The organism is Streptomyces sp. CNT360 (assembly GCF_000424785.1).
Window position 1 is genome coordinate 21,765 of the sequence record NZ_AUKO01000021.1, and the last position, 16,756, is coordinate 38,520.

General features: G+C 73.4%; 7 protein-coding genes. 5 read left to right on the plus strand and 2 right to left on the minus strand.

Annotation, left to right across the window (positions count from 1 at the left end; translation table 11 throughout):
• Nucleotides 1-122: 122 nt before the first annotated feature.
• From H297_RS37150 to H297_RS37155, 3 genes are all read left to right on the plus strand, one after another.
• On the plus strand, nt 123-899 hold the full coding sequence (locus H297_RS37150) for an HAD family hydrolase (protein ID WP_078514332.1): 777 nt from the start codon (nt 123-125) through the stop codon (nt 897-899).
• Nucleotides 900-1,311: 412 nt separating this feature from the next.
• Nucleotides 1,312-6,354: an NAD-glutamate dehydrogenase gene (locus tag H297_RS0118955; RefSeq protein WP_027738351.1), complete on the plus strand. Its 5,043-nt coding sequence runs from the start codon at nt 1,312-1,314 to the stop codon at nt 6,352-6,354.
• 390 nt (nt 6,355-6,744) lie between these two features.
• Nucleotides 6,745-8,826: a hypothetical protein gene (locus tag H297_RS37155; protein WP_486589581.1), complete on the plus strand. Its 2,082-nt coding sequence runs from the start codon at nt 6,745-6,747 to the stop codon at nt 8,824-8,826.
• On the opposite strand, the gene H297_RS0118965 is transcribed toward H297_RS37155, so the two are convergent.
• Complete coding sequence (locus H297_RS0118965; RefSeq protein ID WP_027738352.1) at nt 8,775-11,303, minus strand: glycosyltransferase; 2,529 nt, start codon at nt 11,301-11,303, stop codon at nt 8,775-8,777. The genes H297_RS37155 and H297_RS0118965 overlap by 52 nt on opposite strands.
• 1,053 nt (nt 11,304-12,356) lie before the next feature.
• Between H297_RS0118965 and H297_RS37160 the strand changes: the two genes are divergently transcribed.
• Both H297_RS37160 and H297_RS0118975 read left to right on the plus strand, forming a co-directional pair.
• On the plus strand, nt 12,357-13,568 hold the full coding sequence (locus tag H297_RS37160; protein WP_051351983.1) for an acyltransferase family protein: 1,212 nt from the start codon (nt 12,357-12,359) through the stop codon (nt 13,566-13,568).
• 141 nt (nt 13,569-13,709) lie between these two features.
• Nucleotides 13,710-14,696 (plus strand): class I SAM-dependent methyltransferase, encoded by a 987-nt coding sequence (locus H297_RS0118975; protein ID WP_027738353.1) that lies wholly within the window; start codon nt 13,710-13,712, stop codon nt 14,694-14,696.
• 27 nt (nt 14,697-14,723) lie between these two features.
• On the opposite strand, the gene H297_RS0118980 is transcribed toward H297_RS0118975, so the two are convergent.
• On the minus strand, nt 14,724-16,601 hold the full coding sequence (locus tag H297_RS0118980) for an arabinofuranosyltransferase AftB family protein (protein ID WP_027738354.1): 1,878 nt from the start codon (nt 16,599-16,601) through the stop codon (nt 14,724-14,726).
• Nucleotides 16,602-16,756 lie beyond the last annotated feature (155 nt).

Sequence of the window (16,756 nt, forward strand, 5' to 3'; positions counted from 1 at the left end):
CTGGCTTGTCCGCGGCCCCGGCGTCCTGGCTGCCCTTCCGCCCCGCGCTCCCCGACGCGCTGCCCGACTCCGCGGCTGCGGCAGGTACCGGATTGTCAGTGCTGCGCCGTACCGTCGAGTGCATGGTCTTGGGGAAGCAATCGCCGCAGCCGCACCGCAGCGTGCTGCGGCCCGCGCACATCGTGTGGGACTGGAACGGCACGCTGCTGCACGACATCCACACGGTCGTCGAGGCGACGAACGCCGCCTTCGGCGAGCTGGGGCTGCCGACGCTCACCCTGGAGCGGTACCGGGAGTTGTACTGCGTGCCGGTGCCGCGCTTCTACGAGCGGCTGTTCGGCCGGATGCCCACCGAGGACGAGTGGCTGGTCATGGACGAGACCTTCCACCGCCACTACTGGGCCCGCATCGCCGGTGCGGGTCTGGCGGAGGGCGCTGCGGAGCTGCTGGCGTCCCGGCAGGCGGCGGGCCGGACCCAGTCGCTGTGCTCGCTCGCGCCGCACGACCGCCTGCTGCCGCTGCTGCGGACGTACGGCATCGACGGCCACTTCCTGCGGGTCGACGGAGCCGTCGGCGCGTCGGGTGGGGGCAAGGCCGCTCAGATGGTGCGGCACCTGGCCGCGCTGCAGGGGATCGAGCCCGGTCGCGCCGTGGTGATCGGGGACGCGGTGGACGACGCGCTGGCGGCGGCCCATGCGGGGGCGCGTGCGGTGCTCTACACCGGGGGTTCCCACAGCAGAGCCAGCCTGGAGGAGGCCGGGGTGCCGGTCGTCGACACCCTGGCGGAGGCGGTGGAGACGGCGGAGCGGCTGGCCCGCGAGGTGGAGGAGGCCGCGGGGGAGAGCGCAGCCCGCGAGGTGGAGGAGAAGGCGAGGCAGACAGTGGCGGAGGAGACGTGACCTCGGGGGACGGCAGCGCATGGCGGGCGCCCGGTGGCACACCGCCGTTTCGCCGGGAATGTCGTTGCCCGTCCCGCCGACTGCTCCTGGAGCGTGACGGATGAGCAACCAGCAGTCGGATCTGTCCGGATGGGCCAAAACGATCTCTTTCGTACCCCTCTTTGTACACATAAGGGCCATCACGCTCGGGCGCCGGAGAGCGATAGCCTTGCCTACGTGATCAGCGCGATATCCACCGGAGGGTCCGTTCGCGGGCGTCGCTCCGTACAGCGCCCCCTGCGCGACCGCGCGCGGGGCGCCGCTGGTCGTCTCTCCCGGCGCTGCGGCGGACCACAGCGGACACCCCGCGTCCCGGCGCCGTGCCCTAGCCATCCCGACGTCACGCAACGGCGCGCGACAGGAGCCAGAGGACATGCAGAGCAAGCTGGAAGAAGCAAAAGCCGAGCGGCTGGCGGAAGCCGCACGGGTGGCTGAACAGAGCCCGGCCCAAGGGCGCCACCCGGTCAAGGGCCCACAGGGCCCCCAGGACGGGGACCTTGGCGCGTATCTCCAGCGGTACTACCTGCACACGGCGCCGGAGGACCTCACCGACCGCGACCCGGTCGACATCCTCGGCGGCGCTCTCGCCCACTACCGCCTCGCCCAGGAGCGGCCGCAGGGTACGGCGAACGTCCGCGTGTACTCGCCGTCGATCGACGAGAACGGCTGGTCGTGCACGCACTCGGTGATCGAGGTCGTGACGGACGACATGCCGTTCCTGGTGGACTCGGTCACCAATGAGCTCTCCCGCCAGGGGCGCGGCATCCACGTCGTCATCCACCCGCAGATGGTGGTGCGCCGGGATCTGACCGGCAAGCTGCTGGAGGTCCTCGCCGTCGGCCGGGACGACGTCGCGGCGCAGCAGGCCGAGGCGGCGCAGCAGGCGGGCGCGGCCTCCCAGGAGTCCGGCAAGCGGCAGGCCAAGGAGAAGCGCGAGAAGCTGCCGCACGACGCGCTGGTGGAGTCCTGGATCCACGTGGAGATCGATCGCGAGACGGACCGCGACGACCTCAAGGACATCACCTCCGACCTGCGCCGTGTCCTCTCGGACGTGCGCGAGGCCGTCGAGGACTGGCAGAAGATGCGCGGCGCCGCGCTGCGCATCGGGGACGAGCTGGCCGAGGAGCCGACCGACGATCTGCCGCAGGAGGAGATCGACGAGGCGCGGGAGCTGCTGCGCTGGCTCGCGGACGATCACTTCACCTTCCTGGGCTACCGCGAGTACGAACTGGACGCGGAGCAGGAGCAGGGCAAGGACGACAAGGAGGGTGAGGAGCTGGCCCTCACCCCGCTGCCCGGCACGGGGCTGGGCATCCTGCGGTCCGACCCGCAGCAGCCCGGCGACCAGGGGCACCCGGTCTCGCCCTCGTTCAACCGGCTGCCCGCCGATGCGCGGGCCAAGGCGCGTGAGCACCGGATGCTGGTGCTCACGAAGGCCAACAGCCGCTCCACCGTGCACCGTTCCTCGTACCTGGACTACGTGGGCGTCAAGAAGTTCGACGCCGAGGGCAACGTGGTGGGGGAGCGCCGTTTCCTGGGCCTGTTCTCCTCCGCGGCCTACACCGAGTCGGTGCGCCGCGTGCCGGTGATCCGGCGGAAGGTCTCCGACGTGCTGGACGGTGCGGGCTTCACCCCGGACAGCCACGCGGGCCGCGACCTGCTGCAGATCCTGGAGACGTACCCGCGCGACGAGCTGTTCCAGACGCCGGCCGACGAGCTGCGCTCCATCGTCACCTCGGTGCTCTACCTCCAGGAGCGCCGCAAGCTGCGCCTGTTCCTGCGCCAGGACGAGTACGGGCGCTACTACTCGGCGCTGGTCTACCTGCCCCGTGACCGGTTCACCACGGGGGTGCGGCTGCGGCTGACGGACATCCTCACCGAGGAACTGGGCGGCACCAGCGTCGACTTCACCGCGTGGAACACCGAGTCGGTGCTCTCCCGGCTGCACTTCGTCATCCGGGTGCGTCCGGGCGCCGAGCTGCGTCAGACGACGGACGCGGAGGTCGACCGCATCGAGGAGCGGCTGGCCGAGGCTGCGCGCTCGTGGGCGGACGGTTTCAGCGAGGCGCTGGTTGCCGAGTGCGGCGAGGAGCAGGCCGCCGAGCTGGCGCAGAAGTACGCCAACTCCTTCCCGGAGGGCTACAAGGCGGACTTCTCGCCCCGCGCGGCGGTTGCCGACCTGCAGCACATCGAGCAGCTCGTGCGCGGGGGCGACGAGGAGGACTTCGCGCTGAGCCTGTACGAGCCGGTCGGTGCGGCTCCGGGCGAGCGCCGTTTCAAGATCTACCGGACGGGCCGCCCCGTCTCGCTCTCGGCGGTGCTGCCGGGGTTGCAGGCGATGGGCGTCGAGGTGGTGGACGAGCGGCCGTACGAGCTGCGCTGCGCGGACCGGTCGCACGCGTGGATCTACGACTTCGGGCTGCGGATGCCGGACCAGCAGCGCGGCCTGGACGAGGAGGCGCGCGAGCGGTTCCAGGAAGCGTTCGCGGCGGTGTGGACGGGCCGCGCGGAGAACGACGGATTGAACGCGCTGGTGCTGTCGGCGGGGCTGACCTGGCGGCAGGCGATGGTGCTGCGGGCCTACGCGAAGTACCTGCGGCAGGCGGGGGCGACCTTCAGCCAGTCCTACATCGAGGACACCCTGCGCGGGAACGTGCACACCACGCGGCTGCTGGTCAGCCTGTTCGAGGCCCGTCTGGACCCGACGCGCAGGCGGGCCGGATTCGAGCTGACCGACGGCATCCTGGAGGAGCTCAACGGGGCGCTGGACCAGGTCGCCAGCCTGGACGAGGACCGCATCCTGCGCTCGTTCCTCACCGTCATCAGCGCCACTCTGCGCACCAACTACTTCCAGTTGGCCGACAGCGGTGAGCCGCACACCTATGTGTCGATGAAGCTGGACCCGCAGGCCATTCCGGAGCTGCCGGCGCCGCGGCCCAAGTACGAGATCTGGGTGTACTCGCCGCGCGTGGAGGGCGTCCACCTGCGGTTCGGCAAGGTGGCGCGCGGCGGTCTGCGCTGGTCGGACCGGCGGGAGGACTTCCGCACCGAGATCCTGGGCCTGGTCAAGGCGCAGGAGGTCAAGAACACCGTGATCGTCCCGGTGGGCGCCAAGGGCGGCTTCGTCGGCAAGCAGCTGCCCGACCCGGCGGTGGACCGCGACGCGTGGCAGGCCGAGGGCATCGCCTGCTACAAGACGTTCATCTCCGGTCTGCTGGACGTCACCGACAACCTGGTGGCCGGGGAGGTCGAGCACCCCAAGGACGTGGCGCGGCACGACGAGGACGACACCTACCTGGTCGTCGCCGCGGACAAGGGCACCGCCACGTTCTCCGACATCGCCAACGAGGTCGCGAACGCCTACGGCTACTGGCTGGGTGACGCCTTCGCCTCCGGCGGCTCGGCGGGCTACGACCACAAGGGCATGGGCATCACGGCGCGCGGCGCCTGGGAGTCGGTCAAGCGGCACTTCCGCGAGCTGGGCCACGACACCCAGACGCAGGACTTCACGGTCGTCGGCGTCGGTGACATGTCCGGCGACGTGTTCGGCAACGGCATGCTGCTCTCGGAGCACATCCGGCTGGTGGCCGCCTTCGATCACCGGCACATCTTCCTCGACCCCGATCCGGACGCGGCCACCTCCTACGCGGAGCGGCGCCGGCTGTTCGAGCTGCCGCGCTCCTCGTGGGCGGACTACGACACCGAACTGATCTCGGCCGGTGGCGGCATCCACCCGCGCAACGCCAAGTCGGTGCCGATCACCCCGCAGGTGCGGGAGGCGCTGGGCATCGAGCAGGGCGTCACCAAGATGACCCCGCACGAGCTGATGCGGGCCATCCTGACGGCCCCCGTCGACCTGCTGTGGAACGGCGGTATCGGTACCTACGTCAAGGCCTCCACGGAGAGCGACGCGGACGTCGGCGACAAGGCCAACGACGCGATCCGGGTGGACGGCCAGGATCTGCGGGTGAAGGTCGTCGGCGAGGGCGGCAACCTGGGCTGCACCCAGCTCGGCCGGATCGAGTTCGCCACGAGCGGCGGCCGGATCAACACCGACGCCATCGACAACAGCGCCGGTGTGGACACCTCCGACCACGAGGTGAACATCAAGATCCTGCTCAACTCGGTGGTGGCCGACGGTGACATGACCGTCAAGCAGCGCAACAAGCTGCTGGCCCAGATGACGGACGAGGTCGGCGAGCTGGTGCTGCGCAACAACTACGCGCAGAACGCTGCCCTGTCCAACTCGCTGGCGCAGGCCCCCAGCCTGCTGCTGGCCAGCCAGCGGCAGATGCGCAGGCTCGCCAAGGAGGGCAAGCTCGACCGGCAGCTGGAGTTCCTGCCCTCGGACCGGCAGATCCGCGAGCGGCTGAACAACGGCGAGGGGCTCACCCAGCCGGAGATCGCCGTGCTGCTGGCGTACACGAAGATCACCGTGACGGACGAGCTGGTCGGCACGTCGCTGCCGGACGACGCGTACCTCAAGCGGCTGCTGTACTGCTACTTCCCCGAGGCGCTGCGCGAGCGCTTCGCGCAGCAGATCGAGGCGCACGCGCTGCGCCGCGAGATCGTCACGACCGTGCTGGTCAACGACACCGTCAACGTGGCCGGTTCCACCTTCGTGCACCGTATGAAGGAGGAGTCGGGCGCCCTGACGGAGGAGATCGTGCGCGCCCACACGGCGGCGCGGGCCATCTTCCGGCTGGGCGACATCTGGGACGAGGCCGAGTCGCTGGACAACCAGGTCCCGGCGAACGTGCTCACGGACGTGCGGCTGCGTTCCCGCCAGCTCGTGGAGCGCGGCACCCGCTGGCTGCTGAACAACCGTCCGCAGCCGCTGCTGCTGGCCGAGACGATCGAGCTGTTCTCCGAGCGCGTCGAGGCGGTCTGGGCGGAGCTGCCCAAGCTGCTCAAGGGCGACGACCTCACCTGGCATCAGCGGGTGTTCGACAAGCTGTCGGGCGCGGGCGTCCCGGCCGAGCTGGCGCAGCGGCTGGCGGGTTCGGCGGCGGCGTTCTCCGCGCTGGACGTGGTCGCCGTCGCGGACCGTACCGGCAAGGAGCTGATGGACGTGGCCGAGGTCTACTTCGACCTCGCCGACCGGCTGGGCATCACCCAGCTCCAGGGCCGCGTCAGCGAGCTGCCGCGGGCCGACCGCTGGCAGTCCATGGCGCGCTCCTCCATCCGTGAGGACCTGTACGCGGCGCACCAGCTGCTGACGGCGGACGTGCTGGCCGCGGGCAACGGGGCGGACACCCCCGAGCAGCGGTACCAGGCGTGGGAGGAGAAGAACCGCGCCATCCTGGTCCGCGCCCGCGGGACCCTGGACGAGATCCAGGGCTCGGAGACGTTCGACCTGGCGAACCTCTCGGTGGCGATGCGGACGATGCGCACGCTGCTGCGCAGCAACCGCTGAGCCGACCGCTGAGTCCGCTGTCCGTGACCGCCGTGCCGGAGGGTGCCTCCCTCCGGCACGGCGGTCACGCTTTCGGCCCTCCATGACGCGACGGGTTCCCGTGGTGCTGCCTACCGTGGAGTGGTGGGTGCGCTTGTGGACGACGCGAACGGCGCGGACGACGCGAACGGCGCGGACGGTGGAAACGGGGCGGACAGTCCGGAGGGCACGGGTGGCCCGGACGGCGTCGCGGAGGAGCCGGCCGACACCTTGGTACTCGAACCCGTACGCGACGACGGCCGCCTCGACGGTGCCCGTGGCCGCGGGGAGAGCGCCGAGGCGGTGCGGCAGCGGCAAGAACGCGCCGCCCGGGTGCGGGACCGCCTCCGGACGCTGGTGACACTCGCCCTGCTGGCCTGCGGCTACCTGCTCCAGGTGGCCGGCGTCGTCGGCAGCCGGGCGGCGCCGCTCGTGTGCGGGGCGGCCCTCGGGCTGCTGACCGAGGTGCTGCTGCCGAGCCGCGCGCGGCGGACGGCGCGGCAGCTGGGCCGGGCCCAGTTCACGCCGCCGGTCCGCCAGATGCTGCGGGACGCGCTGCTGGTGGGCGGCCTGGGCAGCCTCGATATGCTGCGGCCCGCCGGGACGGCCGTGCTGCTGGGCGCCGTACTGCTGTACTGGGCGCTGCACTTCTTCTGCCAGGGGCTGGCCGGGTCCGTACGGGCGCGCAGGAAGCTGCCGGTCGTCACCCGCAACATCGACGCCGGTGCGCTCGGGCTGACCACCTCGCCGCTGCCCCTGTTCGCCGAGCGCGCGACGCTGCGGCTCACCGGGGCCGCCGCGCTGACGACGGCCGGGATGGGCGCCTCGGCGGTCACCGGCGACCTGTGGTGGGCGACGGCGGCGCTCCTCGGCTGCTGCGCGGGGATGCTGGCCGGCATCCTGTGGCTGGCCCGCTGGCTGCTGCCCGCCAAGCGGGTGGTCGACGAGGCGGAGGCGCTCGCCTGGCTGGACGCGTGGCTGGCGGAGTACCGGCCGACGGTGGGCATGTACTTCTCCGGCGGCAGCGCCTCGGCGTACCAGGCGAACATGTGGCTGAGCACCCTGGCCGAGCTGGAGGGGCGGCCGCTGATCGTGCTCCGCGAGCGGTTCATGGTGCAGAAGATCGACACCACCGACGTGCCGATCCTGTGCCTGCCGAAGGTCTCGCACCTGATGCGGCTGGAGCACTCCACGCTGAAGGTGCTGCTGCACCCGGCGAACTCCGGCAAGACCTCGCAGGTGCTGCGCATCCCGACCCTCAAGCACGCCTTTATCAACCACGGCGAGTCCGACAAGCTCGCCTCCTGCAACCCGTACGCCAAGGCCTACGACCAGGTGTGGGTGGCCGGTGAGGCGGCCCGCGAGCGGTACGCGCGGGCCCAGGTTGGGGTGGAGGACAAGGACGTGGTGGAGGTGGGCCGCCCGCAGCTCGCCCCCATCGAGGCCGCGGGCGCCCGGCCGGTCGGCAACCGCGCGGGCTGCCTGACGGTGCTGTACGCCCCCACGTGGGAGGGGTTCACCGACGATCCGGGCAACACCTCGGTGCTGGTGGCGGGGGAGGCGATCGTCTCCGCGCTGCTGGCCGATCCCGGGGTGCGGCTGCTGTACAAGCCGCACCCCATGACCGGCACGGTCGACCCCCGCGCGGGTGAGGCCGACCGGCGGATTCGGGCCCTGATCCGGGAGGCGAACACCGGGCGGGACGGCGAGCAGCCGGAGGCGGAGGCGTCGGCCGCACTGGCCCGGGCGGCCGCCCGGCTGGCGGCACTCACCCGTACGGAAGTGGGTCCGCACGCCGACGAGGTGGAGCGGATGCTGCGTCAACCCGCGCCAGAACCCGGACGTGCCCGGGCGGCGGCGGAGGCCGTAGGGGACTGGGAGGAGGCGTACTGGGCGGCCACACCCGCCTGGGAGCACCAGGTCGTCACGGATACAGGGCCGGGGCTCTTCTCCTGCTTCAACGAGGCCGACGTGCTGGTTTCGGACGTCTCCTCCGTCGTCTCGGACTGGCTCAGCAGCGAGAAGCCGTACGCGGTCGCCAACACCAGCGGGCTGGACGACGACAGCTTCCGGGCCGCCTGCCCCACCGTGCAGGCCGCCACCGTCCTGGGCCCCGACGGTCACGGCATCGGTGACCTGCTGCACAGCGTCCGCAACCCGCGCAAGGACACGCTCGCTGCGGCCCGTGCCGCGCTGAAGGTGCGGCTGCTGGGCCCGGCCGAGCCCTCGTCCCTGACCCGCTTCAAGCGAGCCGTGCAGGCGTTGGTGCGGGAGGCGGAGCAGCGCGAGGAGCGGGTCCGCGCGGCCGCCGCGGCCGTGACTCCGGCGGCCGGACTGTCGGCGCCCGCCGCGCCCACCGCGTCCGGTGAGCCCGGTGAGCCCGGTGAGCAGGGTGAGCAGGGTCAGGCGCTGGTCGAGGCGCTCGGCGAGGAGGAGCGGGACGAGCGGTCCTGAGTGCCCGGGGCGGCCTGGCCGGCCCGCGCCGCCTCGACGCCCTGCTCGGACGCGGCCTGCTTCTCCTGGGGCCGCACCACCGTCTTGAGGGTGAGGACCAGGTTGTTGTTGAGCGAGAAGTAGAGCTGCACGGCCAGCCCGGTCCCCCCGAGCTCGGTACGGGGGGTGACGTCGGTCTTCTTGCGGTCCGCCAGGTCGCCCAGCAGTCGGCCCAGCCGTACCCGCTCGGGTCCCAGCCCGGGGCGCAGCCACAGATCCCACACGCCCTCGTCCGCGCCGTCGGCGAAGGCGGCGGGCAGCTCGTAGGGCAGCTCCAGGTGCACGGTGTCCGCCGCAGCGCCGTGCCGGCCGGGGAACTCGAACCCCTGCCGCGGGTTGCCCCGTGGCACGGCCATCAGCACGGGGCCGCCCGACAGTTCGACGGTGCGCGGCGACAGGCTCGGGTGTGCGGCCTGGCCGTACAGCTTCGCCGAGAGGGTGTAGCCGTGCTCGCCCCGCGCGATCGAGGTGACCTCGGCGTGCCGGTCCCGCGACCAGACGCGGACTGCGAAGAAGCCGTCGCCGGTCGCGTACGGCACCCACGGTTCCAGCGCGCCACGGCTGTTGAGCGGCGCGGGCAGGGTCAGCAGCCGTGCCGTCTCCACCCGCTCGGCCTTGACGCGCTTGCTCCGGCCGTCCGAGGTGCGCTCCACGTACGCGTCCCACCGCGCCTCGGCCAGCGAGGGCCCGTCCGTGCGGGCGAGGCGGACCTGGATCCGGCCGGCGGCGTCCGCCTGTTCGCGGGGCGGCAGCGGGAGGCGGACGGGCGTGATGTCGTCCCGGTTGCGGGGGCGGAGGGAGAGGGCGGCCGGGCTCCTGGGGAGGGTGTCGGCGCGCAGCTCGATCAGCAGGGCGCCGTCCGCCTCGGCCCGGACGCGGGCGACGGGCCGGGGCAGGCCCTTGCCACCGGTTCGCCGCGGAGCACCGCCTCCCAGGACGATGCGTCCCAGGGGGCGCAGGGCCGGCACCAGCGCGCGGGGTACGACACGGCGCACGGCACGCACCAGCCGCGCCCGGCCCCCACCCCCGCCGGGCGCGCCCGCGCGGGGACGGCCTTCGCGGGGACCTCTTGCGTGACGATCTGCTCCGCGGGGTGCGCGCGGAGCCGCCTGCGGGCCCGGCGTACTGGTCGCGGCCGGTCCCGTCGCGCTGCCCGGTCGCGTGGACCCGCCAGGCGTGGCACCGGCAGACCCGCCCGGCTGCCTCGACGTGTCCGGCGCACGGTCCGCATGCGCCGGTGCCGGTGCCGTGCCGGCTGACGGGCGGGCGGCCAGCAGATCGGCCATCAGGTCCTCGTACTCGCCCGCGATGCGGGCGGGGCTGTAGCGGGCGGCCTTCTCCAGGGCGGCCTGGCCCATCCGGGTGCGGAGGCCGGGGTCCTCGATGAGATGGAGGAGGGCGTCGGCGTAGCCGCGCACCGTGGCGTCCTCGTTCCTGCCGTCCCCGCCCAGTGGCGCGAGCAGCCCGTCGCGCCCGTTGGCGATGATCTCGCCCGGCCCGTAGGGGCAGTCGGTGCTGACGACGGGGACGCCGCAGTGCATGGCCTCCACGAGGGTCATGCCGAAGGACTCGGCGTCCGAGGAGACGGCCGCGATGGAGCCCTTGGCCCACTCGGTCTCGATGGGGGAGTGGGCCCCCATCAGGAAGGCGCGGTCGGACAGGCCCAGGCCGTCGAGGGTGCGGCGGAGCGCGTCGCGCTGCGGGCCGCGCCCGTACAGGCGCAGCGACCAGTCCGGGTGCCTGTCGGCGACGAGGGCGAAGGCGCGCAGCAGCCGGTCGTAGCGCTTGACCTTGATGAGGCGGCCGGCGGCGACGATCAGTTTGGCCTGTCCGTCGGAGGGCTCGACGTCGGTGGGCGGGACGGCGTTGGGTACGCACACGATGCGGGCCCGGACATCGGGCAGGGCGGCGCGGTAGTCGGCGGCGTCCGCGTAGCTGACCGTCACGAACGCGTCCAGGTGGGCGAGAGCCGCGTCCTGGTGGGCGCGGATGTGGTCGCTGTGCATCCGGTGGGTGAGGTGTTCCTGGCCGATGCGGATGTAGCGGTCGGTGCCGTAGGCCGCGAGATAGTCGTTGATCTTCGGCCGGGTGCCGATGACGACGTCCGCATCCAGGGTCTCCAGCAGGGCCTTGACCCGCAGGTCGCCCAGGCGGGTGGAGATGCCGCGTTCGAAGTGGTCGTGGCCCTCGGTGAAGCGTTCGCTGCGCTGGTGGTAGGCGGGGTCGTCGCCGTCGTAACCGGCCGAGGAGCCGCGCAGGTCGATGAGGGAGGTCAGCCGGACGCGCGGGTCGAACGTGAGCGCGGGCTCCTGGCGGGAGCGGCGCAGGCTGACGACCTCCACCTCGTGCCGGTCGACCAGGGCGCCGGAGAGATTGACCGTCGATCTGATCGTCCCGCCGATTCCGTAGGCGTTGTCCAGCAGGAATACGATCTTCATCGCGGCGTCCCCTTCGCTCGGTGCCTTATGGGACGGTTCACCCCATTTCGTCCACCGACTATTTGAGGTGCGGAAAGGCAGGGAATGCGCTCGTAACACTCGTATGTCCCTCGTTCGGCCCCGGCGGCGGCATGCCGCGGCGGTGCGTGCGAAGGCCGCGCTTACTGTCTGATCAATGGCCTCGAAGAGCATCGACCCATCCCCACCGGGCGGCGGCACCGGAAGCGTGCCCGCCGCCCCGGGCGTGCGCACGGGCCGGTGCCCTACCGAACCCGTGTGGGGGGTCCCAGGGCTGAACCGGCCGCGGCCGCCCGCACGTGTGTGGCCGTCGGCCCTGCCGGAACCGCCACATGGCGGGACCGCTCCCGCCATGGACCCGGCGAACGGGGGCGGGGCGTCGGCCGCGGGGGGTGATGTCCGGGAGACCGGCGGGGCACCGCGTGGACCGGGCGAGCGTACTGACCCGAGCGAGCCGAGGACGGCGTGATGGCCTGGGACCCTTTCTCCGACAGCTTCGCGGCAGATGGTGTCGCGGCACCCGGCACCGGGACCTGGCCGGCCACTGCGGCCGGACCGGGCAGGCCGACCGGATCGGGTGCGCCCGCTGGTCCGGGTGCGCCCGCTGGTCCGGGTGCGCCCACAGGGCCGGGTATCCGGCGGGCGGGGCACGCGCCCGTTTCCGCTGGTGCATCGGTCCCCGCCTCCGCGGCCCCGTTCCCGCAGTCCGACCACGGGTTCCCCTCCCCGGCGGGCCGCGGCCCCTGGGCGCCGCCGCGGTCCGGCCCGCGCCCGCCGGGCCCGTCGCTGCCCGCGCCCTCACCGTCGCCCTCGTCCGCCCCACGCCCGGCGCCCGGCCCCCGGCGGGACGCCGAGGACGGCCCCCGGTGGGATACCGAGGGCCCCCGGTCGGACACGGGGGACGGCCCCCGGTGGGACATCGAGGGTGACGGGTGGGCACATGGGCAGGAGGGTCGGCGCCCGGGTGAGCGCTCCAGCGGGCGCACCGGCGCGGGGGCGCACGCCCACGCCGAGGAGCGCACGGCACCGGAGCACTTGTCGGAGCAGGCGCTCCACGGCGCCTCCGCGGTGGGGCGGAGCGGCGGACGGGACCCGTTCCTCGACAACGCCAAGTTCCTGCTGGTCGTTCTCGTCGTCCTCGGTCACAACTGGGCGCCGGTGGCCGACGGGATGCGGGGTGTGAAGGCCGCCTGGTTGCTGCTGTATGCCTTCCACCTGCCCGCCCTCGCCCTGTTGAGCGGCTGGTTCACCCGGGGCTTCACCGGGCGGCCCGACCAGATGCGGCGGGCGCTGACCCACGTCCTGGTGCCCTACCTCGTCTTCGAGGCGGCGTACGCGGGCATGTACACCGTCTTCTGGGACCGGCCCTTCGCCCTCACCCTCACCCGGCCGTCGTCCGTGTGCTGGTTCCTCGCCGCGCTGTTCGTCTGGCAGGTGACCGCACCGCTGTGGCAGGCCGTGCGCTGGCCGGTGGCGTGGGCCGTGCTCGTCTCCGTCGGCGCGGGCTTCCTGGACACGGGCGGCGAACTCGCCCTGCCGCAACTGCTGATGTACTGGCCGTGGTTCGTGCTCGGACTGCGGCTGCGCCCCGCGCACCTGCGGCCCCTGCGGAACCGGGCGGCCCGCCGCTGGGCGCTGCCCGTGATGGCCGCCGCCGCGGTGGGTGCCTGGTGGGCGGCGCCCCGGATGAGCCGCGCGTGGCTGCTGATGGAGGCGGACAGCGACAGGCTGGGCGCGGAACCGCTGATGTACGCTGGGGTGCGGCTGGCGCTCCTCGGCGCCGGTGCCGTCCTCGTCGCCGCCTTCCTGGCCCTGGTCCCCTCGCACCGCACCGGCTTCACCGTGCTGGGCGCGGGTGCGCTGTACGCGTTCCTGCTGCACGGGCTGGTGGTCGGTGCCGTCGTGGGTGTGGGCGGCTACCAGGCGGTGCGCGAGGGCGGCGCACTGGCCGCGCTGGGGACGGCCGTGCCGGCCGTCGCCTTGGCCGTGCTGTTGAGCACGCCCCATGTCCGGGCGGCGCTGTGGCCGTTCGTCGAGCCGCCGTTCCCCGCCTGGCTGCACGGGCGGCCCGGTCCCCGGAAGAAGACCTCCGCAGCCGGCGGCACCGGCGCCCCCGGTACGGGGGGCGGCGGCAGCCCCCTCGACACGGGGGAGGCGCCGGAGTGGGAGCGGCAGTGGGAGCCGGGGGCTCGTACGGACGGGGAACCGGTCCTCCACGGTTCCGCGGCGGCGCCGAACGGTCGCTGAATTCGGGGTGGCCCGCGGACGGCGGCGCGCGGAAACCTCGCCGATCCGCGGCGCCGGGGCGTGCGCCCGTCCGCACCGGGCCCCTATACAGGGCGTCGGCCCCCTGGCAAGTCCCCGTCCGCAGAGGAGACCCGCCCCCCGATGAGCACTGCAGCCGCGTCCCCGCACGGCCGGACCGCCGCGACCGACCCGACCGCCGCCACCGACCCGGAAGGCGACCGGGAAGGCGGGGCTCCGGCGCTGCCGCAGCCGCGCTCCTTCGACGAGGTGCCCGGCTGGCTCTACCGCACCGACCTCGTCCTCTTCGACTGGTTCCTGAGCCGGCAACGGGAGCTCGGACACCGCGGCGACCTGCTGGAGATGGGCGCCTACATGGGGAAGAGCGCCATTCTCATGCGGGTCTACCTCGACCCTGCCGAGGAGCGGTTCACCGTCTGCGACCTGTTCGACTCCGAGGCGCCGGACGCGGCCAACGGGGACGAGACGCGCGGCTCGTACGCGACCCTCACCCGGCGCGCCTTCGAAGCCAACTACCGCGCGTTCTGGGACGACCTGCCGCACCTCCTCCAGGCCCCCACCACCGTGGTGCCGGGGGAAGTGGCGGACGGCAGTTGCCGCTTCGTCCATGTGGACGCCTCGCACCTGTACGAGCACGTGCACGGCGACATCGCCGCCGCGCGGAACGCCCTCGGGCCCGAGGGTCTCGTCGTCCTCGACGACTACCGCTCCGACCACACCCCGGGGGTCGCCTGCGCCACCTGGCAGGCCGTGCTGGAGAGCGGACTGCGGCCGGTGTGCGTCTCCAGCCACAAGTTCTACGGCACCTGGGGCGACGCCCGGCCGTGGCAGGACGCCCTGCACGCGGCGCTGCGTGAGCGGGGCAGGTGCTGGTTGCAGTGGCAGCAGGTCGCCGGGCGGCGGATGCTGCTGGTCGGGGCGCGCAAGTCCGACCCGCCGCCGGTGCCCGTCTCGCGGTACGCGGTCGCCGAGAGCGGGACGCCCGGCGGCGCCTCGTCCGCAGGGTCCCGCCACCGCACCCGTGCTGCCCGCCGCCTCGCGGTCGACCTGCTGCCCCCCGTGGTGACCCGCGCCCTGGTGCGCGCCCGCACCGCCCGCCGGGCCGGCTGACGCCTGCGGTCACCGGGCCGCCCCCCCTCAGCACAGGGCCCGTTCGGCCTCCACCGGGTTCGCGGGGATGCGGAGCCGGGTGCGGTCCCAGGCGCCGGTGAGGTTGTCCCAGAAGCGGCCCGGCGTCATGGGAGCGCGGGCCGAGGCCAGCAGCTCGGGGAGCGGGCCGCAGGTCAGCGCGTGTCGCGCGGCCCGGACCTCGCGGGGGTCCACGCCCTTGACGCGGGTGCCGGCCGGGGTCGTGTCCGCGACGATCCACGCCCGGTCGATGGGCTTCTCGTGCCCCGCCTTCCGGCGGCTGACGGGCTCGGTGTGGGCGCCCAACGGGTTGGCCAGCCCCAGGATGTCGATGACGAACCCGTCCAGGGGAAGTACCGCGCCCGCGTTCCCCAGCCGGGCCTCGGCGGCGGCGATCGGGGCCTTCACGCGGGGGGCCAGCGGCAGGACGGGGTACCCGGCGTCGCGTGCCAGCCGCAGCACCAGCGCGTGCCGGCCCTCGTGCAGAGTGCGCCGTGCGGTCGCGGTGAAGGCGCGCGGGGTCTCGGTGTGGGCGCGCTGCCCGACCGGGTGCGGGTCCGCGAGGCCGCGCTGGTAGACGGTGTGGGAGTCGAAGACGATGCGTGCGTCGCCGGGGCTCTCGATGGGGGGCCGGAGCACCAGTGCGCACACCAGGCCCCAGACGCCGATCGCCCCCGCCAGCACCGCCGTCGCCCGCCCGAGCGGCACCAGGAACACCGGCAGCAGGACGAGGAAGAGCGCGGGCAGCACCATCCGGCCGTGCATGAAGTCACCGCCGATCTTGACGACGTAGAACGCGGAGAGCAGTCCCGCCACCACCGGCGCGCCCCTGAGCACCGCGTCCGCCGTGCGCGCCCCGTCGGGCTGCCACCGGGACAGCGGGGCCCCGTCGAGGGGGCGGGCCGGGTCGCGCCGGTTCCGCTTCCCTGCCGCGTGCAGCGCCCGTACCGCGTGCCCGGCGATCAGCGCCAGCGGCACCCACAGCACGTAGGTGTTCACCGTGTTGAGCAGGTAGTCCCAACCGAACTGCCACTCCGAGCCGGAGGCTTCCTTGACGACGGCGGGCAGGGGGACGAGCACCCCGTAGTACCCGGCACGGAACACCTCGTAGGCGAGCGGCAGCGCCACGGCGGCGCCCGCCCACAGCAGCGTCGTACGCCAGCCGGGCCGCCACATCAGCCACAGCGCGACCAGGAAAACCCCGCTCATCAGCGCCAGGTCGGGGCGTACCAGCGGGCCCAGACCCAGCGTGAGCGCGATCGCGGGAAGCGCCCGCCGCGCCCGTCGGCCGGCCAGCGTGTGCGGTCCCTCCCGCCACGCCTCGCCCGGTCTCGCGCGCAGCACCCGCGCGTGGACCAGCAGCCACCAGCATCCGCCCAGGCAGGTGAAGGAGAGCCCGGTCTCCAGACCGGAGGTCGCGTAGTCCCAGGTCGCACAGAGCGGGATCAGTACCGCCGCGCCGACCGGGAGCAGGGCTCCGGCGGGCCGCCGCAGGCGGATCATCCGGCGGGTGCCGTCGAGGGCGAGGAGGTAGCCGGCCACGGTCAGCAGCAGGCCCGCGGCCACGGCCAGGCGCAGCGGATCGTCCACGCCGGGCAGTGCGCTGCCGGCGGCCAGCAGCCACTGCCACAGTGTTCCCGTCGAGCTCTCGGCCCGCTCTCCGACGTTGAAGACGGGACCGTTGCCCGCCAGGATCTGCCGCACGGCGCGCGTGTAGATCAGCGCGTCGTCGTTGGTCCAGCGGTGCCGGTAGCCCATGACCATTACCGAGGCGCCGCAGGCGGCGACGGCCAGCGCGTTCCAGCGTTGGGCCAGGCTGCCGGGCAGGCTGAATGACCGTGGCCCCTGGTGCGGTTGAGGTACGGAGATCTCATCGGATCGGGACATGACGCCACCATCGCTCCGGCCCCGTCGGCCCCCTGGGCACGGCACGCCTCACACCGTCCGCTCACCCGCTCGGCGGACGGCACCGGCTTCGCGCGGGCGCGCCGCACGCGACGACGCACCCTCGCGGCCATCCTCGGCCACGACGCCGGAACGGG

Excerpts from the sequence above, each read along its gene's own strand:
- H297_RS37150 (WP_078514332.1), top strand. The coding sequence starts at position 123 with ATGGTCTTGGGGAAGCAATCGCCGCAGCCGCACCGCAGCGTGCTGCGG.
- H297_RS0118955 (WP_027738351.1), top strand. The coding sequence starts at position 1,312 with ATGCAGAGCAAGCTGGAAGAAGCAAAAGCCGAGCGGCTGGCGGAAGCC.
- H297_RS0118965 (WP_027738352.1), bottom strand. The coding sequence starts at position 11,303 with ATGAAGATCGTATTCCTGCTGGACAACGCCTACGGAATCGGCGGGACG.
- H297_RS0118975 (WP_027738353.1), top strand. The coding sequence starts at position 13,710 with ATGAGCACTGCAGCCGCGTCCCCGCACGGCCGGACCGCCGCGACCGAC.
- H297_RS0118980 (WP_027738354.1), bottom strand. The coding sequence starts at position 16,601 with ATGTCCCGATCCGATGAGATCTCCGTACCTCAACCGCACCAGGGGCCA.